Origin of the sequence: Nocardioides sp. (assembly GCA_037045645.1) — a bacterium.
In the GTDB taxonomy this organism is placed as follows: domain Bacteria; phylum Actinomycetota; class Actinomycetes; order Propionibacteriales; family Nocardioidaceae; genus Nocardioides.
Genome location: JBAOIH010000004.1, coordinates 495,010 through 521,353 on the forward strand (window position 1 = coordinate 495,010; position 26,344 = coordinate 521,353).

Below are 26,344 nucleotides of genomic sequence, written 5' to 3' on the forward strand. Positions count from 1 at the left end.
CGCTGCGCTCGGCGTACCTCCGGCTCACTCCTCAGACCAGGCCGGTGCTGGATTCGGCCCGGTCCTGCGGGGCTCGCCTCCGGCACGCCTCGCTGCGCTCGGCCTACCTCCGGCTCACTCCTCAGACCAGGCCGGCGTCGTGCACGATCATGGCGATCTGGACCCGATTGGTCACGTCGAGTTTCTCGAAGAGCCGCGACACGTGCGCCTTGACCGTCGGCACCGACAAGAACAGGTCGCTGGCGATCTCGGCATTGGTCTTGCCGTGACCGACCGCGATGGCGACCTCGCGCTCGCGTGCGGTGAGGGAGTCGAGACGTTCGACAGCCGAATGGGTACGTGAGCTGCCGGTAATCGAGCGCACGTGTTCGACCACGGCCAGGGTCGCGGTCGGGGCCAGCACGGCCTCGCCCGAGGCGACCTTGACGATGGCGTCGATGATCCCTTCCGGAGGCGTGTCCTTGAGCAGGAAGCCGTCGGCACCGGCGGCGAGCGCGTCGAGGACGTAGTCGTCGGCCTGATAGGTGGTCAGCACCAACACGCGTGGCGGGTCCGGTTGGGAGTGCAGTTGCGCGGTCGCATCGATCCCGTTGAGCAGGGGCATCCGAATGTCCATGAGCACGACGTCGGGACGCTGCTCGCGCGCCATGCGTACGCCCTGCGCGCCGTCGGGGGCCTGGCCGACCACCGTGATCCCGTCCTGCCCACCCAGCATCATCGACAAGGCGGAGCGCACCAAGGGGTCGTCGTCGACGAGGAGCACTCGGATCATGTCCCCCACGGTAACCACCCTTCCAGCACGAACTGGCCTCCTTGCGACGTGTGGGTCAACCGCCCGCCGCTGAGTTGAGCCCGCTCACGCAACCCGATCAAGCCCAGGCGACTGCCCGAGGTGTCCGCCCGGCGGAAGCCCTCGGGGTTGGTCACCCGCACCGTGAGTCCGGATCCCGGGCCTCCGGTGACGGTGATCGAGACGCGCGAGCCGGGTGCGTGACGAGCCGCGTTGGTCAGTCCCTCCTGGACGATCCGATAGACCGCGCGGCCCAGGGGATCAGGCACGTCCGCCCCGTCCGTGGTGATGTCTTCGTTCAGGTGAACATTGGCTCCGGACCTACGCCAGTCGTCGACCATCGTGCGTACGTCCTGATAGGTCGGCTGCGGTGTGAGTTGCTGGCCGGAGGCCGGGTCGCGCAGGACACCGAGAACGCCGCGCAGATCGTCGATGGCGCTGGCTGCCGTGTGTTGCAAGGTGACGGCGACCTTGCGCAGGGCGTCGGCGTCAAGATCGGTACGCACCGCCATCGCACCCGACAGCATCGACATCTGGGTGATGCGGTGCGCCAGCACGTCGTGCATCTCCCGCGCGATCCGAGCGCGCTCCTGTTCGCGCGCGCGTCCGATCCGCTCGTCGCGTTCGGCCTCGGCCTGCTCCGCGCGGCGACGCAACTGGAAGTACATCTCGCGGCGCGATCCGATGTAGAGGCCCCAGCCGATCTGGATCAGGACGAAGGCGACCGTGATCAAGAACGCCTCCCACTCCACGATCTCGCCGGCGTCGATGTGCTGATACTCCTTGAAGAACATCGAGGCGCTCAGGATCACCAGCGAGAGCGGGATGATCTCGCGGGGGTAGCGGCGGGTCGCGACGGAGACCGCGGCCAGCAAGGCCGGTCCACCGGCCAGCGCCGAGACGCCGGCGGAGACGTTGAGGAGCAATGCGATCGAGAGTGGGAACCGGCGACGCCAGTTGACCAGAACGTACGCCGAGATGCCGACAGCGATGTCGATCCAGAAGCGGTAGCGCTGGTGCTGCCACTGGTCCTGGACCGCCCAGGACCAGAAGATCGAGCTCATCACGAGCATCCCGACCAGGCGCCAGAGGCGACCGGCCAGAGTGATCTCTGGCTGGTATTGCTCCGGAAGCGCGCGGTCCACGGCAGGGACTTTAGTTTCTCGTGACACAGTCAGTGGTCACTTTGGTGGTCGCCACCTCACCCGTAAGAATGGCTCGCGTGATTGTCGCGGAGGGATTGACCAAACGGTACGGCGAGTTCATCGCGGTCGATGAGGTGTCGTTCGAGTGTCGTCGCGGCGCGGTGACCGGCTTCCTGGGGCCTAACGGCGCCGGTAAGACGACCACGATGCGGATCATGGTCGGGCTTACCCCTGCCACCGGCGGCTCGGTGTCGATCGGCGGACACGCGTACTGCGAGATCCCCAACCCGGGGCGGCACATCGGCGTCCTGCTCGACGCCTCGGCACAGCACGCCGGTCGTACCGGGCGGGAGGTGCTGTCGCTGGGCGCGCGGCTGATGGGTCTGCCGTCGAGCCGGGTCGAGGAGATGCTCGAGGTGGTGGGCCTGACGCCGCAGGAGGCCAAGCGGCGCGTACGCAACTACAGCCTCGGGATGCGACAGCGCCTCGGCATCGCGCACGCGATGCTCGGCGATCCGTCCGTGCTGATCCTCGACGAGCCCGCGAACGGTCTCGACCCGGCTGGCATCCGCTGGATGCGTGGCTTGTTGAAGGGGTACGCCGATCGCGGCGGCACCGTGCTGTTGTCCAGCCACCTGCTGCACGAGGTGGAGCAGGTCGCCGACGAGATGATCCTGATCGGCAATGGGCGGATCGTCGCGCAAGGCACCCGAACTCAACTCCTCGACGGCCGACAAGCAGAGGCGAGCTATGTCGATTGTGTGGACAAGGCTGCCTTCGCGGCTGTTCTCGAAAGTGAAGGCATCTCGTGTCGCCCCCTCGACGGCGGCATCGAGGCGCAGGCGCCCGCCAGGCGGATCGGCGAGTTGGCGTTGAAACATGGCGTGGTGCTGTTGGAACTGAGGCACCTTGCCGCAGGACTCGAGGAGTTGTTCTTGGAACTCACCTCAGCAACCGCCCGCGAATCGGTGGAGGTCAGCGCATGAGCACCGCGATGGGCGAACTCGACACCTTGCGGATCGGCGACACCCCAGCGGTGCCCTTCATGCGGCTCGTCGGGGTCGAGGTGCGCAAGATGTACGACACCTTGGCGGGTCGCTGGCTGCTCGCGATCGCGCTCGGACTGGGGGCCTTTGCCCAGGCCATCGCGCTGATCGTCGTGGTCGTCCAGGACCAGCCGATGAAGTTCTCGGACTTCACCGGAATCTTCGCGTTCGTGTCGTCGATCCTGCTTCCCGTGGTCGGGATCATGCTGGTCACCAGCGAGTGGAGCCAGCGCACGGCGATGACGACCTTCACCCTGGAACCCCGGCGAGGCCGCGTCATCGGGGCCAAGCTCGCCGCTGGCCTGGTCTTGACGTTCGCGACGATCCTGATCGCGCTGATCTCCGCGGCAGTCTGCAACGCTCTCTACGGCGCTTTCCAGGGTGAGGCTGACTGGCAGGCCGAATGGCGGGTGCTCGGGGCGTTCGCGCTGACTCAGAGTCTGGCGATGATCGGCGGCTTCGCGCTGGCGTGCCTGTTCTTGAACACGCCCGCGGCGATCGTCGTCTACTTCGTCTACAAGTGGGTGCTTCCCTCCCTGATCGCAATCGGCTCCGCGTTGATGGTGTGGTTCGCCGACTTCGCGCCGTGGATCGACTTCCAGGCCGCGCAAGGACCCCTCTACGACGGCCCGATCAGTGGCGAGCAGTGGGGACAACTGCTCGTCAGCGGGTTCCTCTGGCTGGTCCTGCCGCTCGGCTTGGGCATCTGGCGGATCCTGCGCGCCGAGGTCAAGTAGCCCCACTCATAGGATCGCCGTCATGACGCGCGAAGACGGACGAGCCGACGACGAACTCCGACAGATCAAGATCACCCGCGACTGGCTGGACCACGCGGCGGGCTCGGTGCTGATCGAGTTCGGCAAGACGCGGGTGCTCTGTGCGGCATCCGCCTCCGAGGGAGTGCCGCGCTGGCGCAAGGGCTCCGGGCTCGGCTGGGTGACCGCCGAGTACGCGATGCTCCCCGCCGCGACCAACACCCGCTCGGACCGCGAGTCGGTCAAGGGCCGCATCGGCGGTCGTACGCACGAGATCTCGCGGCTGATCGGCCGCTCACTGCGGGCGGTCATCGACTACCAGGCGCTGGGGGAAAACACCATCCAGCTCGACTGTGACGTGCTCCAGGCCGACGGTGGGACGCGTACGGCCGCGATCACCGGGGCGTACGTCGCACTGGCTGACGCCGCCGCGTTGCTGGGCAAGTCCGAGGCGTTGACCGGCTCGGTCGCCGCGGTCTCGGTCGGCATCATCGACGGCGTGCCCCGGCTCGATCTGCCGTACGTCGAGGACGTGCGGGCCGAGACGGACATGAACATCGTGATGACCGGGGACGGCAAGTTCATCGAGGTGCAAGGCACCGCGGAGGGCGCACCCTTCGACCGCGCCGAACTCGATGCTCTGCTTGCGCTCGGCGAGAAGGGGTGCGCTGACCTCACCCGGCTCCAGCGCGAGGCCCTAGGTGCCTGACCTGCTCCTGGCGTCCAACAACGCCAAGAAACTCGCCGAGTTGCAGCGGATCCTGGCGCCGCTGGTGCCGGACGTACGCGTGCTCGGCCTCGGCGACGTGTCGGCGTACGACGAGCCGGTCGAAGACGGCGCCACGTTTGCCGACAATGCGCTGATCAAGGCCCGTGCTGGTCTGGCGCAAACGGGGTTGCCGACCGTGGCCGACGACTCGGGTCTGTGCGTCGATGCGCTCAACGCCATGCCGGGCGTGTTGAGCGCGCGCTGGTCGGGCCAGCCGAAAAGCGACGAGCGCAACAACGCACTGCTGCTCGACCAACTCGCCGACGTGCCGGACGAGCGTCGCGGCGCTCACTTCGCGTGCGTGATCGCCGTGTGTCTGCCGGGCGGCACCGAGTTGGTCGAAGAGGGCCGGATGGACGGTCGGATCATCCGCGAGACTCGGGGGAGCGGGGGCTTCGGCTACGACGTGCTCTTCGTGGCCCGCGACACCGACGCCTCTGACAGGCCCGGGCGTACGTCGGCCGAACTCACCGTCGCCGAGAAGGACGCGATCTCACATCGCGGCAGGGCGCTTCGAGCACTGGCTCCTAGACTCGCTCAGGCTCTGCGCTGACCCGCTTGGACACCCACGAGCCCCACAGCGCGGCGAACAGGAACATGATCAGCGAATAGACCGCCGCGGGCACCGAGATCTCGGTGTTCTTCAACACCGAGGTGGCGATCACGATCGCCAGTGTCGAGTTGTGGACGCCGATTTCCATCGATGAGGCGATCGCTTGCGGCCCGCCGACTCCCAGCAGTCGGGGCACGTAATAGCCCGCCAGCAGGCTGATCGCGCAGAAGATCGCGGTGATCAGACCTACCTGGCCCAGATACTTCGTCACGTTGGCGCGTTCGGCTACCAAGATCCCCAGCACGAGGATTGCGAGCACAATCGCCGATCCGATGCGTACGGTCTTGTCCATCCGCGCCGCCCAGCCGTGGGCGCGGGCGTTGACCAGCATGCCGATCCCGACGGGCACCAAGATGATCACGAAGACCTTGAGCACCTCCGAGAAGGGCATCGCCACGTCGCCTTCCTCGCCGTAGTAGTTGATCGCCAGGCTGGTGATCAGCGGCAGCGTGACCACCGCGATGACCGTGTTGATCGCGGTCAGGCTGATGTTGAGGGCGACGTCGCCACGAAACAGGTGGCTGAAGAGACTTGCCGTGGTGCCACCCGGTGATGCCGCGAGCAGCATCATTCCGACGCCCAGCTGCCACGGCAGGTCGAAGAGGCGTACTAGCCCGAACGCGACCAGAGGCAGCAACACGATCTGGCAGACCAAGGCGATCGCCACTGCCTTGGGTGCGCGCGCGATCCGGGTGAAGTCGGCGACGGTCAAGCTCAGGCCGAGCCCGAACATCACGAGCCCGAGGGCTAACGGAAGTCCGACACTGGTGAGGGCTGAGTCCATGGCGGGACCCTAGCGTCGATCCACCCGGGTCACCGGGCTCATCGGTGGATCGAGGCTTAGCGGACGGGCGAGACCGGTTTCGCCATCGGCGCGGAACTCGGCACCTGGCTATTTCGCCGGAATGTCTGACGCGGCCCGAAACATAGAAACAGTTTGAGGCCGGTTGCGATCACCCCTCGGGAACCGAGTGTCGTCGTCATCGGGCACACGAGGCGGTGACGAGGGACTAGTCATCCCGAAACCCCGCAGCCGGAGCCGAAGTCGACGTCATGGAATGGTTCGGCCACGACCGCACCCCCGAAAGCCCCATGAATGCGCAAGCGTACGAGCTCGACGCGGACGGGAAACGCATCCCGCGGGGTGGAAAGCTCCTGAACTCCTTGCGGCTCCTCAACACCAACAACTCCCCAGATGGCTCAGCTGACGAATACTGGAGCTCGAAGTGGCATGTGTTCTCGGTGGAGTGGCGCGGTCCTGGCCACACCGACAGCCTCGGCACGCTTCTGCCCAACGGCGGATACGTCTTCCGCATCGACGGCGAAGTCGTCCTACGACCACGGAAGGCAGTCTCGAACACGCCCGAATACCTGTTGTTGAGCCAACTCGTCAGCGACTACGAAAACAGGACCTTCCAAAACACCGGCGCGGCAGGACAATCCGAGGTCACCAAGGTCGACTGGGTCCGGGTCTGGCAGAACATGTAGCACAACAATGTCGACGCGAAGTGCTGACGGGGCGGTGCGTGCGGTACACAATGGACACGATGAAACGCCTTATCCGGCTCCTGGCTATGTTGACGGCAGGGTCGCTGATCGTGGTCGTGCCTCCCGCCGCGTCGAGCAGTGCAACCTCAATTGCCTCGCCCAGCGTCTCACCAACCGAGGTCTTGCGCACGGTCATCGAGGGTGTTGCGGCACGCGACCCAGAGATGGTGTGCCCCAACGTTGCGCGGTACTTCAAGAAGTACATGAAGCAACTCGCCATCTACCAAGGTGCATACTTCGCGGGGCGCGACACCTGTAGGGAGGTGGCGGAGGATCTCTACACTGCCTACCCCCCGAAGCCGACCCACATCGCGAAGATCCGGTGGGTCGGGATGCAAAGCGATGACATCGCACTAGTGCGCCTCGTGGACAACAAGGGTCGAAAAGTGCTCTGGGTCCTCGTCTTGGAGAAGGGCGCCTGGAAAGTCCGCGGAAGCGTGTGCAGGTACGATGAACAGACCTGCGCAGAACACGCCTGGCCACCGTCGGCCTAGCCGCTCCCCGGCGCGGCCTGTGAACCCAACCCTTCGGCTTCTGAGCCTCTTGATGGCAGTGTCGCTCCTCGCGGCTCTGCCTCCTGCTGCGGCTGCCAACGCGGCCTCTGCGAAATCGCCCAGCGTCTCGCCGACGGTGGTTGTGCGGACCGTCATCGAGGGAATCACCGCGACCGACCCCGACATGGTGTGCCCCAACATTGCGCGGGACTTCAAGAAGTACATGAAAAGACTCGCCCAGTACCTACATGCGTACACTCCGGGCCGCAACTCGTGCCGCGAAATCGCGGAGGACCTGTACGCCGCCAGCCCCCCGAAGCCCACCCGCATCGCGAAACTCCGCTGGGTTGGGATGCAAGGTGACGACATCGCACTGGTGCGCCTGACCGACACCAAGGGCAAGAAGGAGCTCATCGTCCTCGTAGTGGAGAAGGGTGCTTGGAAGTACCGCGGGGGTGTGTGCCAGTACGACGAAGAGACCTGCACGGAAATGGGGGCCTGGCCTCCGTCGGGATCCCGACCATGAGTCGGAGCGGGTGACGACATCGCACTGGTGCACCGGCTCTCTGCGCCGAGCGAGGCTTAGACTGCTCCCGCGCGCCCGTAGCCCAATTGGTAGAGGCACCAGGTTTAGGTCCTGGCCAGTGCGAGTTCGAGTCTCGCCGGGCGTACGACCACTCCTGTCTCAGGCCAGCCCGAGGTCTTTACGCAACTTCGCCACGTGCCCGGTGGCCTTGACGTTGTATTGCGCCACCGCGATCTTGCCCTCCTCGTCGACGACGAACGTCGAGCGAATGACACCCTCGACGAGCTTGCCGTAGAGCTTCTTCTCCCCAAAAGCTGCGTACGCCTTGTGCACGGTCAGGTCGGGGTCGGAGGCCAGCGTGATGCTCAGCCCGTCGCGCTCGCGGAACTTGGCGAGCTTGGCGGGCGTGTCCTTGCTGATCCCGATGACCTCGTAGCCCTCGGCCTTCCACGAGGACAGGTTGTCGCTGAAATCGCACGCCTGCTTGGTGCAGCCCGGAGTCATCGCGGCGGGATAGAAGTAGACGATCACCTTGCGGCCACGCAGGTCGGCCTTCGAGACCGTCGAGCCGTCGTCGGTCGGGAGAGTGAAGTCGGGAGCGGCGTCGCCGGGGACGAGACGGTCGGTCATGGGCGGGTCTCCTTATTGCAAGTCATTTGCAATAACATCGTGGGTGGAGCGTTCAGCGTAGCGAGATCCAGACACCTTAGGAGTGCCCATGCACGTGCCCGACGGCTTTCTCGACGCCCCGACCTCGGTGGCTACCGGTGTGGTGGCCGCGGCGGGGGTGGCGGTGGCGCTGCGTGGTGCTCGCAAGGAGTTGGACGACCGTACGGCTCCGATGGCTGGTCTGGTCGCCGCCTTCATCTTCGCCGCTCAGATGATCAACTTCCCCGTCGGCGCCGGCACGAGCGGGCATCTTCTCGGTGGCGCGCTGGCCGCCGTGCTGGTCGGTCCCTGGACAGGCGCGTTGTGCTTGGCGGTGGTGTTGCTCGTGCAAGGACTCTTCTTCGCCGACGGTGGGATCACCGCGCTCGGCACCAACATCACGCTCTTCTCGCTGGTCGCCGTGCCCGTGGGCTGGGCGGTCTTCGCGATGATCCGTGCGGTGCTGCCCAAGGTGACGGCCTCGGTGCCGATCGCGTCGGCGGTGGCAGCCTTCGTGTCGGTGCCGGTCACCGCGCTGGCCTTCGTCGGGCTCTTCGCCGTCGGCGGGCAGGCGCCGGTCTCGCTGGGAGCAGTCACCACGGCGATGCTGGGGTGGCACGTCCTGATCGGCCTAGGCGAGGCTCTGATCACCGGACTGGTGGTCGCCAGTGTGATCGCGGCGCGTCCCGACCTCGTCTATGGCGCCAGGTCCATGCTGGATGCTCGTCCACTGGAGATTCGTCGTACGGAGGCCGCTCGATGACCCGCAAGGCATTCTTCCTCGCCGCGCTGCTCGTGACGTTGTTCGTCGCGGGTGGGGTGAGTTTCTATGCCTCCAGCCACCCCGACGGCCTGGAGTTCGTGGCCGAGAAGACCGGCTTCCTCGACAGTGCAGACGAGCACGCCGCCGGCGACGGACCGATGGCCGACTACTCGGTCAAGGGCGTGGGCAACGAGCGCGCTGCGGGCGGTCTGGCCGGGGTTGCGGGCGTGGCGATCACGCTGCTGTTCGCGGGCGGTTTGGCGTACGCCGTGCGCCGCCGCGACCCGCACACAGATGCTGCCTCGGATCCCGCGTCGGACCCCCGCTGATGGGAGCTGGGCACGGTCACCGGCTGCACTTCCACGGGCACAGCCCGCTGCACCGTGCTCCCGCGCACCTGAAGATCCTCGGCCTCGTCGGCTTCATGCTTCTCGTGGTGGCGACCCCTCGGGAGTGGTACGCCGTCTTCGCGGTCTGGAGCTTCTTTCTCGCGCTGGGCGTCGGCTTGTCTCGGGTGCCGGTGACCTTCTTGGCCAAGCGGCTGTGGATCGAGGTGCCGTTTGTGATCTTCGCGGTGTTGGTGCCCTTCATCTCCCACGGCCCACGCACCGAAGTGCTGGGTTTGACGGTCTCCGAGCCTGGCCTGATCGCAGCCTGGGGGCTGCTGGTCAAGGGCACCCTCGGCGTGCTGGCCGCGCTGACCTTCGCTGCGACCACCGAGCCTGACGACGCCCTGCGAGGTCTGCAACGCTTGCGGATGCCCGACCTGCTGGTGCAGATCATGGGCTTCATGATCCGCTACCTCGACGTCGTGACAGCAGACCTGTCACGGATGCTGGTCGCGATGCGCTCGCGCGGCTATGAGCCACGCTCACCTCGACACTGGCCCGCGCTGGCGCGGTCGATGGGCGCACTCTTCATCAGGTCGTACGAACGCGGCGAGCGCGTGCACCTGGCGATGTTGTCGCGCGGCTATCAGGGGAAGCTGCCCGAGGGGCTGCGAGGGACGCACCGGTGAGTGTTCCCGTCGTCGACGTGCAGGGCCTGGCGTACGCCTACCCGGACGGCCACCAGGCGCTCTTCGGCGTGGACCTGCACGTGCATCCGGGGGAGCGGGTCGCCCTGCTCGGTCCCAACGGAGCAGGCAAGACCACCCTCGTCCTGCACCTCAACGGCATCCTGACCGCCGGGGCAGGCAGTGTCGCGATCAGCGGACTTCCGGTCTCGAAGGCCAACCTGCAGGAGATCCGCAGGCGGGTGGGGATCGTCTTCCAAGATCCTGACGACCAACTCTTCATGGGCAGCGTGCGCCAAGACGTGGCCTTCGGTCCCGCCAACCTGGGCATCAAAGGCGCCGCACTCGACCAGGTCGTGATGGCCGCCCTGGAACGCGTGGGGATGGCCGACTTCGTCGATCGTCCACCGCACCACCTGTCGTACGGTCAACGCCGCCGCGTCGCCATCGCCACCGTGCTTGCGATGCAGCCCGAGATCCTGGTGCTGGACGAGCCGTCGTCCAACCTCGACCCAGCCAGCCGACGCGAGCTCGCCGACATCTTGGACGGCTTGGACGTCACGGTGCTGATGGTCACGCACGATCTGCCGTACGCCCTCCAGCTCTGTCCCCGGTCGGTGCTGCTCAGCGACGGACATGTGGTCGCCGACGACTCGACCCGGGCGATCCTGACCGACCCCGAACTCATGGCAGCGCACCGACTCGAACTCCCTGTGGGCTTCGACCCCGATCTGATTGCTAACCTGAACCCGTGAGCAGCCCTCAGGACCTCGAGCGCGATATCGAGAAGTTGCGCGACAACCTCGCCGACAACATCGACCAGCTCATCCACCGTGCCAGTCCCAAGACCATCGCCGACCGACAGATGCAGACCACGAAGGCGCACTTCGTCGCGGCTGACGGCGCCCCGCGCACCGACAACATCATGAAGGTCGTCGGCGGTGTGGTCGCGGTGGTCGTGGTGTTTGCGATCATCCGCAAGATCGCGCGCTGACGCCGCTTCATGGTGAAGGCTGCACTCGGCAAGACGCCGATCAAGATGTTGCACGACCGGGTCCTCGTCGAGGTCGACAAGGAAGCCGGAGAACGCCGTTCGTCAGGCGGTATCGTCATCCCGGCCACGGCGGCCTTGGGGGCGCGACGACTCTCGTGGTCCAGCGTGATCGCGGTCGGCCCGCAGGCACGCTCGGTCGAGGCCGGCGACAAGGTGCTCTTCGACCTGGAGGACAAGGCAGAAGTCGAGGTGCACGGCGAGGTGTACGTCGTGATTCGCGAGCGGGACGTGCATGCGGTGGCAGCAGACCGCCTCGGTGACAACGCGACGGGGCTCTACCTCTGACGCACTCTCGCCCTGCGATCACGCGCTTCGGGCGCGCGAGATTCGCTTCATGGGGTGAAGCGTAAGAGCGGCCGGATCACCCGGTAATAGGCGATCCCCACCAACACGGAGGCGATCGTCGCGAGGAGCGGGAAGTCGTCCTCCAGATGCGGGTAGACCTGCCAGTGAGTCAGATAGATGAACAAGGAGGCGCTGGCCACCACGCTCAGCGGTTTCACCAGTGAGCGGGGCACCGGCACGGTGGCGCGCCAGATCAGCAACAAGACAGCGCCTGCGATCAGCGCGATCCGGGCGAAGTCTTCGAGGTCGAACCCGAAGAAGCCGATCAGGCCGCCCACGCCCAGTACCGAGACCAGCAGGCGCCGGTTGCGAGAGTCGGCGCGAGCCGCGGCCCAGCCCAAGGCGATGAACCAGGCGACCGCCGGAAGGGCGTACCGCGCAGGTGAACCGGCGATGATGCCGACCCAGAGATAGCGCATGGCCAAGGTGACGGCCAGGATGCCGAGCGCGAACTCGAACGGCCGGCGTCGTTCGAGCCGGTGCAGGGCGGGGATGCTGAGCAGCGCCAGCACGCCGAGAGTCGCCCACACGATGCTCTCCAGGAACCAGAACTGCCACTGGTCGGTCCAGAGGTCGCTGCCGAGCAGTCCGTTGAGGAAGAACGCGGTGGGCCATGTGTAGAAGCCGGTCAGCAGCGCCACGCCCCCGATCCACAAGGTGGAGGGCACCACGAGGCGAGCCAGGCTCGCCAGGCCGTGGCGCAGTCGGGTTGTGCGCGCTGTCGCTCCCAGTTGGAAGCGGGCGAGGTTGAAGCCCGCGACGGCCAAGAGCACGTGGGCGCCGCCCATGATCATGAAGAGATTGGCGTGGCTGCCGACAATGGCCAAGATTCCCAGGGCGCGCAGGACGACCGAAGTGTCGACCCGGCTGCGAGTGTTCGCCGCTTGCTGCGTCGCCAACTCCTGGATCGGGGTGAGGTGCCAGCCCGTGGGGAGTTCGCCGAGCCGATCACCGAGGCGAGTGGCGAGTTCGACGTACGACAGCGAGTCGCCGCCCAGACTGACGAAGGTGCTCGCCGGGGTAGCGTCGTCGCGGCCGAGCACGAGCGCGAAGTCGGCGACGAGCGCCTCCAAGAGGTCGCCCGCGTCGGCTGGGTCGGCTGTGGGTCGGCGCTCTTCGAGATCGCGTGCCTGCGTGCCCAGTCCGGCCAGGTCCGGCTTGCCACTGCTCGTGCGCGGCAGCGAGTCCACTGCGGTGACGCGCACCGCGGTCGGTGGCAGGCCGGCCGCGTGAGCCGCCCGGCTGCGCAGTTCGTCGGCGCGAGCCGCGATCTGGTTGCGCTCACCGAAGACGTGGAGGAGATGTTCTCCGGCGACACAGACCACGCCCGGATCGCAAGCCCTCTCGATGCGCGCGAGATCGAGGCGTACGCCGAAGAGCTTTGCGTGGCGCCCTAACCGTCCCACGATCTCGAAGAGGCCATCGCGCTCGCGGGCCAGGTCGCCGGTGCGCAACTCGGTCAGGCTCGCGCCCTCGGCCAGGTCGGAGGCGGACTCGGCGTACCCGAGCATCACGTTGGGCCCGGCGTACACCAACTCACCGACACCGTCAGACTGCCCAGCGGCCGGGTCCAGGCGCAAGGTGCCACCGGGAATTGCCACGCCGATCGATTCCGGGCGGGTCGTCGCCAGTGCCGCGGGCAGGAAGGCCATCCGCGCGGTGGCCTCGGTCTGGCCGTACATCACCACGAGGTCCCACCCCTGGCGGCGCCCGCGCTGGGCCCACGCGCGGACGAGTTCGGGCGCGAGCCGACCGCCGGCCTGAGTGACCAGACGCAGCGTCGGGGCGAGAGCGTGCAGGTCTTGGCGCCCGGCCTGCTCCAAGAGTTCGAAGGTGTACGGCACCCCGGCCAGGTTGGTCACGCCCGACTCAGCGGCCAGCTGCCAAAAGCAGTCGTCGACGACACTGAGCTCGGTCAGTGTGACCGCGGCGCCCGCGCTGAGGTGGGACGTGACGACCGACAGGCCATAGCAGTAATGCAGTGGCAGCGCGGTGATGGCGCGGTCAGCCGGGGTCAGGTCGAGGTAGTCGGCGATCGCGGCCGCGTTGGCGCGCAGGTTGTCATACGACAGCCGGACCAGTTTGGGCGAGCCGGTCGATCCCGACGTGCTCAGCAGCAGGGCCAGATCGGGATGCAGTTGGTGTGCCGTGCCCGCGCGCCGTGCGGTGAGTCGCCACCGGCCGAGCCGCTCACCGGCGACCACGTCGGGGTCGTAGCGGGCCATGAGGTCGACATGGTCGCGTCCGGGTGGGACCAGCAGGGCGACGTGCCCGTGCTGCAGTGCGGCGAGCAGCGTGATCAGGGTGTCCAGGGTGTTGGCGCATTCGATCAGCACGAGCCGACGGGTGCCGCCGAGGGTCTCGGCGACATCGGCGGCGCGAGCCGCCAGATCGGCGTACGACAACTCGCCCTCGTGCGTACGCAGCGCGACCCGCTCGCCGTGCGCGGCCAGATCGAAGACGCTGTGCGCGCGGACGCGAGGAAGCGAGACGACTGGCGACACCCGGGAATCCTAAAGGTAAGCCTTACCTAATCGGAAGCCGGCTCGTCGAAGGTGGGGTTGACCGGGAAGGCGTACCCGGCGCCGGCGATGGTCACGACCACGTCGTCGCCAGGCTCCGGCGCTTCCAGGCCGTTCATCCGAGCCACCAACGTCGGCCCACCCGGCACCAGGTCGAACCTGACGTCGGAGTCGTGGCCATAGAAGGAGACGTCGACGACGCGTCCGGTGGGACCGTCGCCATGCGCCACCAGGCGCAACTGCTCGGGGCGTACGACCACCTCCGCCGGACCGTCAGCGAAGCCGGACTGCACCGAAAGCCGCCCGAGCATGGTCTGGGCGAATCCGTCGACGATGTCGGCGCGCAGTACGGTCGCCCCGCCGACGAAGCGGGCGACCGTCGGGTCGGTCGGGGCGCGGTAGACCTCGCGCGGTGAGGCCGCCTGGACCAGATCGCCCTGGCGCATGACGGCGACCTGATCAGCCAGGGACAGCGCCTCGTCCTGATCGTGGGTCACCAAGACGGCGGTGGCACGAGCGGCACGCAAGGCGCGTACGACCGAGCGTCCGGTGCTGGCGCGCAGGGTCGCGTCCAGCGAGCTGAAGGGTTCGTCTAGCAGCACCACGGACGGGTTCGGGGCTAGCGCGCGAGCCAGGGCGACGCGCTGTTGCTGACCGCCGGAGAGTTCGTGCGGATGACGCGAGGCGTACGCCGCGGGAAGTTCGACGAGATCCAGCATCTCGGCGATCCGGGCTCCACCGCGTTGGGATCGCGGCAAGCCGAAGCCGATATTGGCGGCGATGTCGAGGTGCGGGAAGAGCGCGCCCTCCTGGGGCACGTACCCGACCTTGCGCTTCTGCGGCGGCACGCTCTTGCGTCCGCTCGCCACGACGCGGTCCCCGAACGCGATGGTGCCCGCATCCGGGTCGAGGAAGCCGGCGATCAGGCGCAGCAGCGTGGTCTTGCCGCAGCCGGAGGGGCCGAGCACCGTGGTGATCGACTCGCTCGGCACGTCGAGAGTCACGTCGCTCACCGCAAGGGTGTCGCCGAACGACTTCGTGACGCCTGCGATCGCCAAGCCGGTCATGGGTCCAGTCTCTCCTGCCGGGTGAGCAGCCAGGTCGCGGGGATCGAGACGAGGACGAGCAGCAGGGCGTACGGAGCAGCCGCGCCGTAGCGCAGGTCCGCGCTGGCAGACCAGAACTCCGTAGCCAGCGTGTGCGTGCCGATCGGCGACAGCATCAAGGTCGCGGTGAGCTCGGTGGAGATCGCCAGGAAGATCAGCGCCGCCCCCGCCCCGAGGCTGGGCAGGATGAGGGGCAGGGTCACCCGACGGGCCGCTTCGAGCGGACTGACGCCCAGGCTCTTCGCCACGTCGTCGAGTACGGGAGGTGCCTGCTCGAGCCCGGCGCGCACCGACACCATCGCGCGCGGCAGGAAGAGGATCGCGTACGCCACGATCAGCAGCAGTGCGGTCTGGTAGAGCGCAGGGGCCAGGCGCAGCGACACGATCACCAGAGCCAGCCCCACCACGATGCCGGGCAGCGCGTTGGCGACGTAGGTGCTGCGTTCGATCACCATCGTGGTCCGCGAACGGTGTCGTACGGCCAGCCAGGCCACGGGCAGGGCGGCCACGGTCGCGAAGACGGCGCCGACCAGCGCGAGAGTCGCGGTCGTCGTGGCGGCGCGGGTGAGTTCGCCGATCGGGAAGGCAGTCGAGGCGCCGACGCGCAGCCAGTGCACCAGTGCGTACGTCGGGACGCCGACGGCCAGGGCGACCAGTGCGGCGCAGGTTGCCGCGACCGGGGCCTTGGCGACACCGAGACGCCACATCCGAGGCTTGCGCTTGCTGCCCTGGCCGAGTCGGGAGAGATGTTGGTGACCGCGCAACTTGAGTTCGCCCAGGAGCAGCACCAGACAGCACAGCACCAGGACGCCGGCCATCATGGTGGCGGCCGAGCCGTTGAACGTGGAGCCGTACTGGTCGTAGATCGCGGTCGTGAAGGTCGGGAAACCGAGCAGGGCCAACGCGCCGAACTCGGCGAGCAGGTGCAACCCGACCAGCAGGACACCACCGAGGATCGCCGGTCGGAGTTGGGGCAGGATCACCGTGCGATAAGTGGCCCAGGTGCCGCGGCCCAGGGAGTACGCCGACTCGTCCAGCGCGGGGTCGAGGCCTCGCAAGCTCGCCAGGACTGGCAGGTAGACCAGCGGGTAGTAGGACAGTGTCGTCACCAGGAAGGCGCCGTCGAAGCCCATCATCGAGCGATCGAGCGAAACCCAGGCGTACCCGTTGACGAACGCGGGGACCGCGAGCGGCGCGACGAAGAGTGGGTGCCAGAGCCGTTTCCCGGGCAGGTCCGTGCGCGCGACCAGCGTGGCGAGTGCGACCCCGATCAGGGCTGTGGCGAGCATGCATACGGTCGCCAGGCTCAGCGTGTTGGCCAGCAGCATCGCGATCCTTGGCCGCGCCAGGACGCGCCACGACTCCGCCGGCCCGGTCGTGATCGCGCCGTACAGGACGAAGCCCAGCGGGATCAGCGCCATCGCAGCCACGAGCACTCCGATGGCCAACAGGGACTTCGGGGCGCGCGTCGTCGTCCGGGTCGGTCGGCTGTCGGTCGGCTCGGTCAGGGGGCGGTCGAGGATGGTCAGAGGAGTCCGGCGCCTTCCATCAGCTCCACGACCTTCGGGCCGTTGAGGCCGGCCAGGTCGACGGTCGGCGGGTCGAGTTCATCGAACGGCTTGACGCCCTTCGGGTCGGTGGCCCCGGGGTTGAGGGGGTATTCGAGAGCGTACGAATCGGCCATCTCCTGCTGGCCTTCGACTCCCGTGAGGAACTCCAGGAACTTCGTCGCGTTGGCGGACTTCTCGGAACTCTTCAAGATTCCGGCGCCGGACACCGAGACGAATGCTCCGGGGTCCTGGTTACCGAAGAAGTGCACCTTGGAACTGTCGGAGTTCTCGCCCGCCTCGGCCTGGTCGCGGAACCAGTAGTAGTGGTAGGCGATGCCCGCCGGGACGTCACCTGAGTTGACGCTCTGCAGGACGACCAGGTTGTTCTGCACGATCACGCCGTTGGCCTTGAGACCGTCGAGCCACTGCTTGGTGGCGTCTTCGCCTTGGGTGGCCAGCACCGCGCTGACGATCGCCTGGAAGTCGGCGCCGGTCGGAGAGAAGGCGACCTTGCCCTTCCACTCGGGCTTGGCGAAGTCGAGGATCGACTTGGGCAGCTCTGCCTCGGTGATCTCGTCGGTGTTGTAGAACGCGACGGTCGAGCGCGCCAGGAAGCCCACCCAGTTCTGATCAGCAGGCACGAACTCGGCCGGGATGTCCTTCAACGACTGCTCGGGGGCCTTGGCGAAGAGCCCGGCGTTGTCCACGATCGTCATCGCAGGCGAGTTCTCGGTGAGGAACACGTCGGCGGGGGAGTCCTTGCCCTCGGCGACGATCTGATTGGCCAGTTCGAGATCCTTGCCGTTGCGCAACTCGACGTCGAGTCCGGTCTCCTTCTCGAAGATCGGCACGATCTCGTTGAGCAGTTCCTCGTGCTGGGCGTTATAGACGACCAGGTCGGGCGGGTTGAGGATGCTGCACGAACTGAGGAGCGGCAGGCCGAGGGCGGCAACGGCGACGCCGATCGCAGTGCGGGTCTTGAACGACACGAGGGGGACCTTCCAAGTAGTTAGGTTCGCCTAACGTTAAGCCCCGCCTCCTTGGGGTGGAAATCGGCTCCCACTGTGATTTGCGCGGCACTTCGGTTAGCGATCGTTAACCAGATCCGGCTACCGTGGCCCTATGACCTTCGAGTTGTCCCGTGAGCATGAAGAATTCCGGCGTACGGTGCGCGAGTTCGCGCAAGGTGAGATCGCCCCGCATGCGGCGCAGTGGGACCGAGACCACCACTTCCCGGTCGATGTCGTGCAGCAGATGGGCGCGCTCGGGCTGATGGGTCTGACCGCTCCGGAGGAGTACGGCGGGTCCGGTCTGGCAGGTGAGGACGGTGGCTTCACGTCGCTGTGCCTGGCCATCGAGGAGATCGGTCGAGTCGACCAGTCGATGGGCATCACCTTGGAGGCCGCCGTCGGCCTGGGGATCAATCCGATTCTCACCTACGGCACGGCCGAGCAGAAGGCCGAATGGCTCCCTTCTTTAGTGGCCGGTCAGACGCTGGCGGGCTTCGGTCTCACCGAACCCGGTGCGGGCTCTGATGCGGGAGCCACGCGTACGAGGGCGACCCTGGAGAACGGTGAGTGGGTCATCAACGGCGCCAAGCAGTTCATCACCAACTCGGGATCGTCGATTACGTCGGTCGTGAACATCACCGCCCGGACCGGGTCACGAGACGACGGCCGGGCGGAGATCTCGACGCTGATCGTGCCTGCCGGCACGCCCGGCTTCACGGCCGAGAAGGCGTACGACAAACTCGGCTGGCACGCTTCCGACACGCACCCGCTGACCTTCTCGGACTGCCGGGTCCCAGAGTCGCATTTGTTGGGCGAGCGGGGCCGCGGGTATGCCCAGTTCCTCGCCACCTTGGACGACGGCCGGGTCGCGATCTCCGCGCTCGCCGTCGGGTGCATCCAGGCCTGCCTGGACCTGTCGCTGGCGTACGCAGGGGAGCGCCAGACGTTCGGTGTGCCCATCGGGCGCAAGCAGGGCGTCGCATTTCAGATCGCCGACCTCCAGGTGATGCTGGATGCGTCGCGACTGTTGACGTACAAGGCCGCGGCGATGAAGGACGCCTTGGACGCGGGCGCCTCGGTGTCCGTCGGTGCCTTCAAGCAGGCCGCTGCCGTTGCCAAGCTCTATTCGACCGAGTCGGCCGTCACCGCGACCCGCATCGCCACTCAGATCTTCGGTGGGTATGGGTTCATGGAGGAATACCCGGTCGTACGTTTCTATCGCGACGCCAAGGTTTTGGAGATCGGCGAGGGCACCTCGGAGGTGCAGCGGATGCTGATCGCGCGTGGGCTCGGTCTGCCCGTCGAGTAAGCACCAGCGCGGTATGCTCGTGGTATGACTGCCACGACGATCAAGGTCTCGATGGCTCTGCGCGATCGGCTGAAGGCGAGCGCTGCGCGTCACGGTCGCACGTTGGGTGAGCACCTTGAGGCGCTTTTGGAAGAGGAGGCGCGCCGAGAGCGGTTTGCGCGCGTGCGCGAGCAGATCTCGCAGCGGCCACCCGACCCCTCGTACGGCGATGAAGCGGCCGAGTGGCAGTCTGACGCGTGGAACTGACGGTCGAGCCCGGGGCGGTGCTCTGGGCATCGCCAGACCCATCGGTCGGCCGCGAGCAGAGAGGTCGCCGTCCGGTGCTGGTGGTCAGCAATGTGGACTATCTAGAGACGGTGGCGACGCTGGCGCTCGTGGTGCCGCTGACGACCGTTGATCGAGGATGGGACAACCACATCAGGGTCACGGGTGAGCACGGACTGGGCCGCGAAACCTTTGCGATGACCGAGCAGGTGCGAGTGGTGTCGCGAGAGCGGTTTGCCGCACTGAGTGGCTGTGTGGATGCGGCGACGCTGGCTGGCGTACGCCGGTGGCTCCTCGACTACCTCATTTAAGCGGTTGCGCGAGCATCGGCGCGCCCGGTTGCATCCCGGGTGTGAATGACCTGCCTGAGTTGGAGGCGCAACTGGCTCCCGGCGAGGCCGACCTGCTGCGTACGACATTGGCCGCGCTCGACGCTGGCGTCCGAGAAGCCGTGGGTGATGTCGTTGGCGTCTATCTCAAGGGATCGTTTGCGTTGGGGGCCGGCGATTTCCATGCAGACGTCGACTTCTTGGTGGTGACCTCGGAGCCGTTGTCGGACTCTGCACAAGCCGATGTCCGGTCGCTGCATCGTTCATTGCCCGACCGTGTCGAGCACTGGGCGCACAACCTGGAGGGGTCGTACGTCTCGCTGCCGTCGCTGGCGGCACGAGCCTCGGACGAGCCGTGGCTGTATGTGAACAACGGCAGCCGTGAGATGGAGTGGTCGACCCACGACAACACTGAGGTGTTTCGTTGGGTGTTGCGCAATCGGGGACTGACCATCTCGGGTCGTTCGGCCACCTCGCTGATCGGCGACGTGCCGTTGGTTGCCCTGCGTTCGGAAGTCGCACGGCTGGCGCAGTCGCGTGCTCGTGAGGCGTTCGAGGATCCTGATTATCTCGCCAACGCGTGGGGTCAGCCGCACGAGGTTCTGAGCAGTTGTCGACTGCTCTATACGGCGTCCACCGGTGCGGTTGCGGGGAAGGCCGATGCCGCGCGTTGGTGCTTGTCGGTGGTGCCTGACCGGTTCGGCGCGCTGATCGAGGCTGCGATCGCCAGTCGCCCCGATCCGTGGGAGCGGGTGCATCGTCAGGGCGATCCGGCGTCGGTGGCGCCAACGCGGGAGTTCATCGAGGCGATGGTGCCCCTGGTCGTGGCAGCCGCCGCACGCCCCGTGGTGCCACCGGTGGTTGGTTCCTGAGGAGGCGGCGTAGTCGGCGTTGGTTCCTGAGGAGGCGACGTAGTCGGCGTCTCGAAGGGCTCGAAGGGCTCGAAGGGCTCGAAGGGCTCGGAACCGGGCGTCGTTCCCGGTGGTTGAGGAGCGCGCGTTGCGCGCGTCTCGAAACCACGTCACGACTGGGTAACGACCTCGTTTTGCCTTGTGGATGAGGGTCTTCCGGGCGTCTGAATGTCGGTGGTCGCCTCTAGCGTGATGGTTATGAATCCCGATCTCACCACACTGGATGCGGCGGCCACGTTGGCTGCCGCGACTGGCGCGGTGCGGTCGCGCCGGTTGGCTGAGGTGGCGGATCTGGAGGTGCTCGCGCACTGGGCCGGCCTACACGCGTCCGATCCGGCGGACGGGCCGTACGGGCGGCATGCCCGGATCCTGGGCGATGTGCTGGTCCAGGTCGGCGGGGAGGGTACGCCGTCGGTGCAGGACTTCAGCCTGGGGGAGATCGCGATCGCCCGCGGCACCGGGGACACGGCCACCCGCAACGCCCTGGCGGATGTGCTCGATCTGCAGCATCGGTTGCCGCGGGTGTGGCGGCGTTGTGTGGCCGGTGAGGCTGAAGTGTGGGTCGCGAGGCGGGTCGCGAAACTCTCCCGCCGCCTCCCACTCGACCGGGTCGGTGTCGTGGATGCCGCGATCGCGAGGGTCATCGACCGCGAATCCGCTGGCCGGGTCTTAGAGGTTGCCGAAGCCAAGATCATCGAGGCCGACCCTGAGGCCCACCAGGCCCGTGTAGAGGCCGAGAAGCAACGCCGCTACGTCGGGCTGGGCCGCACCGACGAGTACGGGCTACGCACGATCATCGCCCGCGTGGAGGCAGGTGACGCGGTCTATGTCGACGCCGTCATCGCCCGGGTCGCCGACATCCTGGCACCGTCGATGCCCGACGCGGGCGTGGATGAAGTCCGGGCGGTGGCGTTCGGGTGGCTGGCCCGCCCCACCGAACTCCTCCAACTCCTCCTCGAACACACCACCCCCGACCCAGCCGACACCGACGCGGAGACCGATGCCGTCCTCGATCTCGACCTCGGCGACGCCGTCGTGGGGGACGGTCCGGGCCACGTGAACCGGGTGCTGGCGTTCCCCGCCGACGTCCTGGCTGCACTCAAGAGCATGGACCTGACCCCGTTGGCGCCGAAGGTCGTGCTCTACGTCCACCTCCACCAGGCCGTCCTCAACGGCACCACGGGTGTCGCCCGGGTCGAAGGACTCGGGCCCGCACACCCTGTCTCAACTCCAGAGCCTGCTCGGGCGTGCGGACGTGACGGTCAAGCCGGTGCTGGACCTGTCCGACCGGGTCCGGTCCACCGCGTACGAGCACCCCGAAGCGTTGAAGGAACGCGTCCATCTGATCACCGGCGGGGACTACTGGCCCTGGGCCACCTCGACCTCGCGGAAGGTCGACTACGACCACCCCACCCCCTACCAACACGGTGAAGACGGTCGAGATCCGCCCGGGCAGACCGGCACCCACAACAGCGGGCCTCTGGGCAGGCGTCATCACCGGTGGAAAACCCATGCCGGCTACAAGTCCAGACAAGCCGGCGACGGCAGATACGTCTGGCTCACCCCACACGGCCTCGGCGTCCTGGTCGACCACACCGGCACCCGCCGCATCGACCCGAACACGCCCAGATGATCTACGAGTCGCCAGACGGCGTCGACCTCTACCCCATAGCCCGACGAGGATCGTCCCAGGCATGATGCGGTGTGCCTCGCCTCCACAAGCAGAAGATCCAAAAGCGGAAGATCTCGGTGATCGACGGGCATGCCCACGACACCTTCAGTTGGCCGGTTGAGAGACTGGGCGAGGACGAATACGGCACCTGGGTCGGGTCCCTACGTGGCACCCCCGTGACCCAGCCCGACGGCCAGTCCGAAAGCCAACCCGACGACGCGGTCTGGCTGATCACTGCGCACGCCTGGTGGATCGTCGCCTTCTGGTTCACCGACGAAACCGACCTCACCGTGGACATCTGCGCACCGGTCACCTTCGCGAACGAGACCTGGACGTTCCTCGACCTGGAGCTGGATCTCTTCCGCGCCGCTGATGGACGCTCCGGCATCGTGGATCGCGACGAACTCAACGCACTCGTGGAGGCTGATCACCTTCACGAGCTGCACGCGCAGCTTGCTATCGACGCCGCTGACGAACTTCTCCCACGCGTCGAAGACCGCCACGAGCCCTTCGGCGAGCGAGGCCGACACTGGCTTGAGGTGTTGCGCTCTCGCGATCGCTGAGCGCGCGTCGACACCAGGGTCCGTACGACATCCTGTCCCCATGCAGCCCTACGTCGCCCTCGGAGACTCCTACTCGGCAGGCGTCGGGGGAGGAGACCGGCGCGGGCTGTGCTTTCGAGGCCGCAACGGCTATCCACCGCTGCTCGCGCAGGCGCTGCAACAAGGCCTCGACTACCAGGCGTGCAGCGGCGCCATCATCGACTCGATGCGGCGTACGCAATTCGGCGCACTCACCAACCAGACTCAAACGGTGACCCTGACGATCGGCGGCAACGACGCCGGGTTCGCAACGGTGGTCAGCAGGGCAGCCTCGCCCAGCTGGCTGGCCGACGGGATGGCCGCCATCCGCGGCGCTCAGCAGATCATCCGGACCCAACTCACACGGACCCTGCCCGAGGTCTACGCGGAGATCAGGACGAAGGCACCACACGCCCGCATCGTCGTCGCGACCTATCCGCGGCTCTTCAGCACAGTCGACTGCCAACCACTGACCTTCTTCACCGCAGCAGAACTCACCGCGCTCAACGCCACGGCCGACCTCATCGCCGAGGTCATCCAGGCCGCCGCAGAGCAGGCCGGCATCGAGTGCCTCGACGTGCGAGCACAGTTCGACGGCCACGACGTGTGCGCGACCATGGCGTACGTCAATGGTCTGATGCTGCCGGTCGACGAGTCCTTCCATCCCAGTCCCCAGGGCCACCAGGCGTACGCGGACATCCTCGCGGCACACCTGGGCGCCCGGCGCAGCGCGATCACGACCGAGGTCCGGCTCGAGGAGGGAGCCGACCAACGCGGACCCGCGCCGAGCTGCTCCCTGCCACGGTTGGACTCTCCCGACGCTCTCGCGAAGGCCGCTGCGGCCGGCCTCGATCCCGACACGGTGGCCCAACTCGGTCGTCGGTTGGCTCGTTGGTGGGACGGCGGGAGGCGGGTTCGAGAAGGCGTACGACCGCTCGATCCGGAGCCCACGCCGGCCGAGGTCGAGGCCGCTGAGGAGTTGCGAGCGCTCGGCGAGGATCGGAGGATTCGGCACCCCGACGGCTAGCCTGCAACGCGTGAGCGTGCAGTGGCGCCGACTTCTCGGTGAGGTCTGGCGTTATCTCATGGTCGGCCTCGGCGCCACCATCGTCGCCGTCATCCTCTTCAACCTGCTGGTGCATGGCTTCAGCACGGCGTACGAGGCCCCGCTCAACCGGCAGCCCGCACTGGCGTACGTGCTGGCCAACACCGTCGGCATGCTGATCAGTTATCGGGGAACCCGTGGCTGGGCGTTCCGGCATCGCGAGACCACCCATGTGGACGGCGGGCGCACGGCGTACGTCTTGATCAACCTGGCCACGATGCTGATCCCGCTCGCCTGCTTGTGGATCAGCCGCAACCTCTTTGGCCTGGACGACCCACTGTCGGACAACATCAGTGCCAACATCATCGGGCTGGGACTGGGCAATGCTGCTCGATTCGTGCTCACCCGACAGTGGATCTTCAACGTCCGACGCGAGGACGGGGCCCGCGCGACTTAGGGCTATCTGACTACCCTCGGGCGCGTGATTGAACTTGACGGACTGACTCGGAGGTTCGGCGAGATCGTGGCGGTCGACCACATTTCGTTCGGTGTCCCCGACGGACTCTTGACCGGTTTTGTCGGAGGCAACGGCGCCGGCAAAACCACCACGATGCGGATGCTGATGGGCGTGCTAGCCATCCACGAGGGAGAGGTCCGCTGCAACGGCCGGCCGATCACTCGGTTGGATCGACGCGGCTTCGGCTACATGCCCGAGGAGCGCGGCCTCTATCCCAAGCAACCGATCCTCGACCAGTTGGTCTACCTCGCCGAACTCAAGGGGATGTCGCGCAACCAGGCACGGCAGTCGGCGCGCGAACACCTCGATCGGTTCGGCCTGGCTGATCGTGAGCGAGAAGCCGTGCAGAAGTTGTCCCTGGGCAACCAACAACGCGTCCAGATCATCGCGGCCGTGCTCTCCCAGCCGACCGCGCTGATCCTGGACGAGCCCTTCTCCGGCCTCGATCCGGCAGCGGTCGACTCGATGGTCGACCTCCTGCGCGAGCACACCGAGCGTGGGGTCCCCGTGCTCTTCTCCAGCCACCAACTCGATCTCGTCGAACGTCTCTGCGACCGCCTGGTCGTGTTGTCCAAAGGTCGCGTGGTGGCGGCAGGCACTGCCGACGAACTTCGTACGACCGAGGTCCCGCGCTATCGCCTTGCCGCACCCGGAGACCTGAGCTGGGTCCACCAGAGCGCAGGCATCGACGTGGTGTCGCTGGCTCAGGGTGCCGCAACGTTTGACGTACGCGAACCCGGTGCCGAGCAGCTGGTCTTGGCACAGGCCGCCACGCGCGGTCCGGTCGCCGAGTTTGCCCAGGTGATCCCGACGCTGGCCGAGGTCTATCGAGGGGTGACCGCGTGAGCGCGCCGTGGACGTTGGTGATGCGCCGTGAGGTGGCCGTCAAGATGCGCGACAAGGCGTTCCTGATCGGCACGCTCGCGACGGTGGCGATGATCGCGGGCTTCTTGGTCTTCCAGGGCTGGATGGGCCAACGTACGACCGAGGTCGCGCTCGCGGTGACACCGCAGAGTCAGCCAATGGGTCAACTCGTCGCCGGGGCCGCGTCGCAGGTTGACGACAAAGTCAAGATCAACCTCGTCGAGGTCCGCGACGACGCCGCCGCGGAGCGACTCGTGCGCGACAAGGAGGTCGAAGCCTGGCTGCACGAGGGCGACGACGGCTGGGTGCTCACGACCGAGTCGTCGGCCGAGGACGAACTCCACGACGTCGCACAGGCTGTGATCCGGTCCCAACTCGTCAGCGAGCGGGCCACTGCGGCAGGCACCAGCATCGGCGAACTCGAAGCCGGCACCACTCTCCAGGAGGAGTTTCTGCGAGGGGATGCCGAGCGGTCCCAGATCGCCGACGTCGTCGGCTTCGCGTTCGTGTTCCTCTTCTATATGGCCGCATTGATCTTCGGGATGCAACTGGCCAACTCGGTCGTGGAGGAGAAACAGAGCCGGATTGCCGAGATCATCGCGTCCTCGATTCCCGTACGCCATCTGCTCGCGGGCAAGGTCATCGGCAACACGGTGCTCGCACTGATCCAGATGACCCTTTATGCCGCGGTCGGCCTGATCGGGATGAGCTTCACGTCGTATGCGGACTTCGTGCCCGACATCTCAGGCCCCGTCGCCTGGTTCCTTGCCTTCTTCGTCGCCGGCTTCTTGGCGTTGGCCTGCCTGTGGGCGGTCGCCGGGGCGCTGGCGTCGCGCACCGAGGATCTCCAATCGACGTCGATGCCGCTGACGATGCTCATCTTGGTGATCTTCTTCGGCGGTCTGATGCTCGATGGCCGCGCGGTGACCGTCGCGTCGTACATCCCGCCGATCTCGGCGGTGCTGATGCCCAAACGCATCATCGAGGGTGGGGTCGCCTGGTGGGAGCCACTGCTGGCGTTGGGGCTGCTGGCCGCCTTCGCGCTGGTCACGGTCGTCGTGGCCGAGCGGGTCTATCGCCGGGCGCTGTTGCAGACCCAGGGACAGATCTCGTTGCGGCAGGCATGGGCAGCCAGCGAGTGAGAGGATCCGGG

The 26,344-nt window shown here is 66.9% G+C and carries 31 protein-coding genes and 1 tRNA gene; 24 read left to right on the plus strand and 8 right to left on the minus strand.

Annotated features, from left to right (window positions below):
- Positions 1–121: 121 nt before the first annotated feature.
- Together V9G04_15760 and V9G04_15765 are read right to left on the minus strand one after the other, a co-directional pair.
- Complete coding sequence (locus V9G04_15760) at positions 122–772, minus strand: response regulator transcription factor (protein ID MEI2714701.1); 651 nt, start codon at positions 770–772, stop codon at positions 122–124.
- Complete coding sequence (locus V9G04_15765; GenBank protein MEI2714702.1) at positions 769–1,935, minus strand: histidine kinase; 1,167 nt, start codon at positions 1,933–1,935, stop codon at positions 769–771. Before V9G04_15765 ends, V9G04_15760 begins: the two co-directional genes overlap by 4 nt.
- Before the next feature lie 77 nt (positions 1,936–2,012).
- Here V9G04_15765 and V9G04_15770 point away from each other — a divergent pair, with 77 nt between their 5' ends.
- Genes V9G04_15770 through rdgB form a run of 4 tightly spaced genes read left to right on the plus strand, consistent with a single transcriptional unit; the run spans position 2,013 to position 5,058 of the window.
- Positions 2,013–2,921 (plus strand): ATP-binding cassette domain-containing protein, encoded by a 909-nt coding sequence (locus V9G04_15770; GenBank protein MEI2714703.1) that lies wholly within the window; start codon positions 2,013–2,015, stop codon positions 2,919–2,921.
- Positions 2,918–3,718 (plus strand): ABC transporter permease, encoded by an 801-nt coding sequence (locus V9G04_15775; protein ID MEI2714704.1) that lies wholly within the window; start codon positions 2,918–2,920, stop codon positions 3,716–3,718. Before V9G04_15770 ends, V9G04_15775 begins: the two co-directional genes overlap by 4 nt.
- 22 nt (positions 3,719–3,740) lie before the next feature.
- On the plus strand, positions 3,741–4,445 hold the full coding sequence (gene rph, locus V9G04_15780; protein MEI2714705.1) for a ribonuclease PH: 705 nt from the start codon (positions 3,741–3,743) through the stop codon (positions 4,443–4,445).
- Positions 4,438–5,058: an RdgB/HAM1 family non-canonical purine NTP pyrophosphatase gene (gene rdgB, locus V9G04_15785; protein ID MEI2714706.1), complete on the plus strand. Its 621-nt coding sequence runs from the start codon at positions 4,438–4,440 to the stop codon at positions 5,056–5,058. Before rph ends, rdgB begins: the two co-directional genes overlap by 8 nt.
- Here the strand turns inward: rdgB and V9G04_15790 are convergent.
- The gene (locus V9G04_15790) at positions 5,033–5,902 is read right to left on the minus strand and encodes a bile acid:sodium symporter family protein (GenBank protein MEI2714707.1); all 870 of its coding nucleotides are present in this window, start codon (positions 5,900–5,902) and stop codon (positions 5,033–5,035) included. The two genes, rdgB and V9G04_15790, sit on opposite strands and share 26 nt — an antisense overlap.
- 269 nt (positions 5,903–6,171) lie before the next feature.
- Here V9G04_15790 and V9G04_15795 point away from each other — a divergent pair, with 269 nt between their 5' ends.
- From V9G04_15795 to V9G04_15810, 4 genes are all read left to right on the plus strand, one after another.
- A complete protein-coding gene (locus tag V9G04_15795) occupies positions 6,172–6,606 on the plus strand; it encodes a hypothetical protein (protein MEI2714708.1) in 435 nt (144 codons plus the stop codon).
- Between the two features lie 59 nt (positions 6,607–6,665).
- Entirely contained in the window at positions 6,666–7,160 is a 495-nt protein-coding gene (locus V9G04_15800) for a hypothetical protein (GenBank protein MEI2714709.1), read from the plus strand.
- Positions 7,161–7,212: 52 nt separating this feature from the next.
- On the plus strand, positions 7,213–7,686 hold the full coding sequence (locus tag V9G04_15805; GenBank protein ID MEI2714710.1) for a hypothetical protein: 474 nt from the start codon (positions 7,213–7,215) through the stop codon (positions 7,684–7,686).
- Between the two features lie 71 nt (positions 7,687–7,757).
- A tRNA-Leu gene (locus V9G04_15810) sits at positions 7,758–7,831 on the plus strand.
- A gap of 14 nt (positions 7,832–7,845) precedes the next feature.
- Here the strand turns inward: V9G04_15810 and bcp are convergent.
- Positions 7,846–8,316, minus strand: a complete 471-nt coding sequence (gene bcp / locus V9G04_15815; GenBank protein ID MEI2714711.1) for a thioredoxin-dependent thiol peroxidase — start codon at positions 8,314–8,316, stop codon at positions 7,846–7,848.
- 88 nt (positions 8,317–8,404) lie between these two features.
- Between bcp and V9G04_15820 the strand changes: the two genes are divergently transcribed.
- From V9G04_15820 to V9G04_15845, 6 genes are read left to right on the plus strand one after another with little or no spacing between them, the layout of a single operon-like run.
- Positions 8,405–9,097, plus strand: coding sequence for an energy-coupling factor ABC transporter permease (locus tag V9G04_15820; GenBank protein ID MEI2714712.1), 693 nt, complete (start codon positions 8,405–8,407; stop codon positions 9,095–9,097).
- Entirely contained in the window at positions 9,094–9,426 is a 333-nt protein-coding gene (locus tag V9G04_15825; GenBank protein ID MEI2714713.1) for a PDGLE domain-containing protein, read from the plus strand. The genes V9G04_15820 and V9G04_15825 overlap by 4 nt, the downstream gene beginning before the upstream one ends.
- Entirely contained in the window at positions 9,426–10,115 is a 690-nt protein-coding gene (cbiQ, locus tag V9G04_15830) for a cobalt ECF transporter T component CbiQ (GenBank protein ID MEI2714714.1), read from the plus strand. Before V9G04_15825 ends, cbiQ begins: the two co-directional genes overlap by 1 nt.
- A complete protein-coding gene (locus tag V9G04_15835; GenBank protein MEI2714715.1) occupies positions 10,112–10,867 on the plus strand; it encodes an ABC transporter ATP-binding protein in 756 nt (251 codons plus the stop codon). Before cbiQ ends, V9G04_15835 begins: the two co-directional genes overlap by 4 nt.
- On the plus strand, positions 10,864–11,106 hold the full coding sequence (locus V9G04_15840; GenBank protein ID MEI2714716.1) for a DUF3618 domain-containing protein: 243 nt from the start codon (positions 10,864–10,866) through the stop codon (positions 11,104–11,106). Before V9G04_15835 ends, V9G04_15840 begins: the two co-directional genes overlap by 4 nt.
- A 9-nt stretch (positions 11,107–11,115) precedes the next feature.
- A complete protein-coding gene (locus V9G04_15845; GenBank protein MEI2714717.1) occupies positions 11,116–11,451 on the plus strand; it encodes a co-chaperone GroES in 336 nt (111 codons plus the stop codon).
- A gap of 47 nt (positions 11,452–11,498) precedes the next feature.
- Here V9G04_15845 and V9G04_15850 read toward each other — a convergent pair whose 3' ends face one another.
- From V9G04_15850 to V9G04_15865, 4 genes are all read right to left on the minus strand, one after another.
- Positions 11,499–14,015 (minus strand): AMP-binding protein, encoded by a 2,517-nt coding sequence (locus V9G04_15850; protein ID MEI2714718.1) that lies wholly within the window; start codon positions 14,013–14,015, stop codon positions 11,499–11,501.
- A gap of 26 nt (positions 14,016–14,041) precedes the next feature.
- A complete protein-coding gene (locus V9G04_15855; protein ID MEI2714719.1) occupies positions 14,042–15,100 on the minus strand; it encodes an ABC transporter ATP-binding protein in 1,059 nt (352 codons plus the stop codon).
- Positions 15,097–16,587, minus strand: coding sequence for an iron ABC transporter permease (locus tag V9G04_15860; GenBank protein MEI2714720.1), 1,491 nt, complete (start codon positions 16,585–16,587; stop codon positions 15,097–15,099). The genes V9G04_15855 and V9G04_15860 overlap by 4 nt, the downstream gene beginning before the upstream one ends.
- A 77-nt stretch (positions 16,588–16,664) precedes the next feature.
- On the minus strand, positions 16,665–17,678 hold the full coding sequence (locus V9G04_15865; GenBank protein MEI2714721.1) for an iron ABC transporter substrate-binding protein: 1,014 nt from the start codon (positions 17,676–17,678) through the stop codon (positions 16,665–16,667).
- A gap of 133 nt (positions 17,679–17,811) precedes the next feature.
- Between V9G04_15865 and V9G04_15870 the strand changes: the two genes are divergently transcribed.
- From V9G04_15870 to V9G04_15915, 10 genes are all read left to right on the plus strand, one after another.
- The gene (locus V9G04_15870; protein ID MEI2714722.1) at positions 17,812–19,008 is read left to right on the plus strand and encodes an acyl-CoA dehydrogenase family protein; all 1,197 of its coding nucleotides are present in this window, start codon (positions 17,812–17,814) and stop codon (positions 19,006–19,008) included.
- A gap of 24 nt (positions 19,009–19,032) precedes the next feature.
- On the plus strand, positions 19,033–19,254 hold the full coding sequence (locus tag V9G04_15875; GenBank protein MEI2714723.1) for a hypothetical protein: 222 nt from the start codon (positions 19,033–19,035) through the stop codon (positions 19,252–19,254).
- Positions 19,245–19,583 carry a type II toxin-antitoxin system PemK/MazF family toxin gene (locus tag V9G04_15880; GenBank protein ID MEI2714724.1) on the plus strand — a complete coding sequence of 113 codons (339 nt, stop codon included), beginning with the start codon at positions 19,245–19,247 and terminating at the stop codon, positions 19,581–19,583. The genes V9G04_15875 and V9G04_15880 overlap by 10 nt, the downstream gene beginning before the upstream one ends.
- A gap of 41 nt (positions 19,584–19,624) precedes the next feature.
- Positions 19,625–20,473 carry an aminoglycoside adenylyltransferase domain-containing protein gene (locus V9G04_15885; GenBank protein MEI2714725.1) on the plus strand — a complete coding sequence of 283 codons (849 nt, stop codon included), beginning with the start codon at positions 19,625–19,627 and terminating at the stop codon, positions 20,471–20,473.
- Positions 20,474–20,710: 237 nt separating this feature from the next.
- Positions 20,711–21,943, plus strand: coding sequence for a hypothetical protein (locus tag V9G04_15890; protein MEI2714726.1), 1,233 nt, complete (start codon positions 20,711–20,713; stop codon positions 21,941–21,943).
- A gap of 273 nt (positions 21,944–22,216) precedes the next feature.
- Positions 22,217–22,747, plus strand: a complete 531-nt coding sequence (locus tag V9G04_15895) for a DUF402 domain-containing protein (GenBank protein ID MEI2714727.1) — start codon at positions 22,217–22,219, stop codon at positions 22,745–22,747.
- A gap of 40 nt (positions 22,748–22,787) precedes the next feature.
- Positions 22,788–23,792: an SGNH/GDSL hydrolase family protein gene (locus tag V9G04_15900; protein ID MEI2714728.1), complete on the plus strand. Its 1,005-nt coding sequence runs from the start codon at positions 22,788–22,790 to the stop codon at positions 23,790–23,792.
- Positions 23,793–23,802: 10 nt separating this feature from the next.
- Positions 23,803–24,267, plus strand: coding sequence for a GtrA family protein (locus tag V9G04_15905; GenBank protein ID MEI2714729.1), 465 nt, complete (start codon positions 23,803–23,805; stop codon positions 24,265–24,267).
- Between the two features lie 24 nt (positions 24,268–24,291).
- Positions 24,292–25,173 carry an ATP-binding cassette domain-containing protein gene (locus tag V9G04_15910; GenBank protein MEI2714730.1) on the plus strand — a complete coding sequence of 294 codons (882 nt, stop codon included), beginning with the start codon at positions 24,292–24,294 and terminating at the stop codon, positions 25,171–25,173.
- On the plus strand, positions 25,170–26,333 hold the full coding sequence (locus tag V9G04_15915; GenBank protein MEI2714731.1) for an ABC transporter permease: 1,164 nt from the start codon (positions 25,170–25,172) through the stop codon (positions 26,331–26,333). Before V9G04_15910 ends, V9G04_15915 begins: the two co-directional genes overlap by 4 nt.
- The last annotated feature ends 11 nt before the right edge of the window (positions 26,334–26,344 follow it).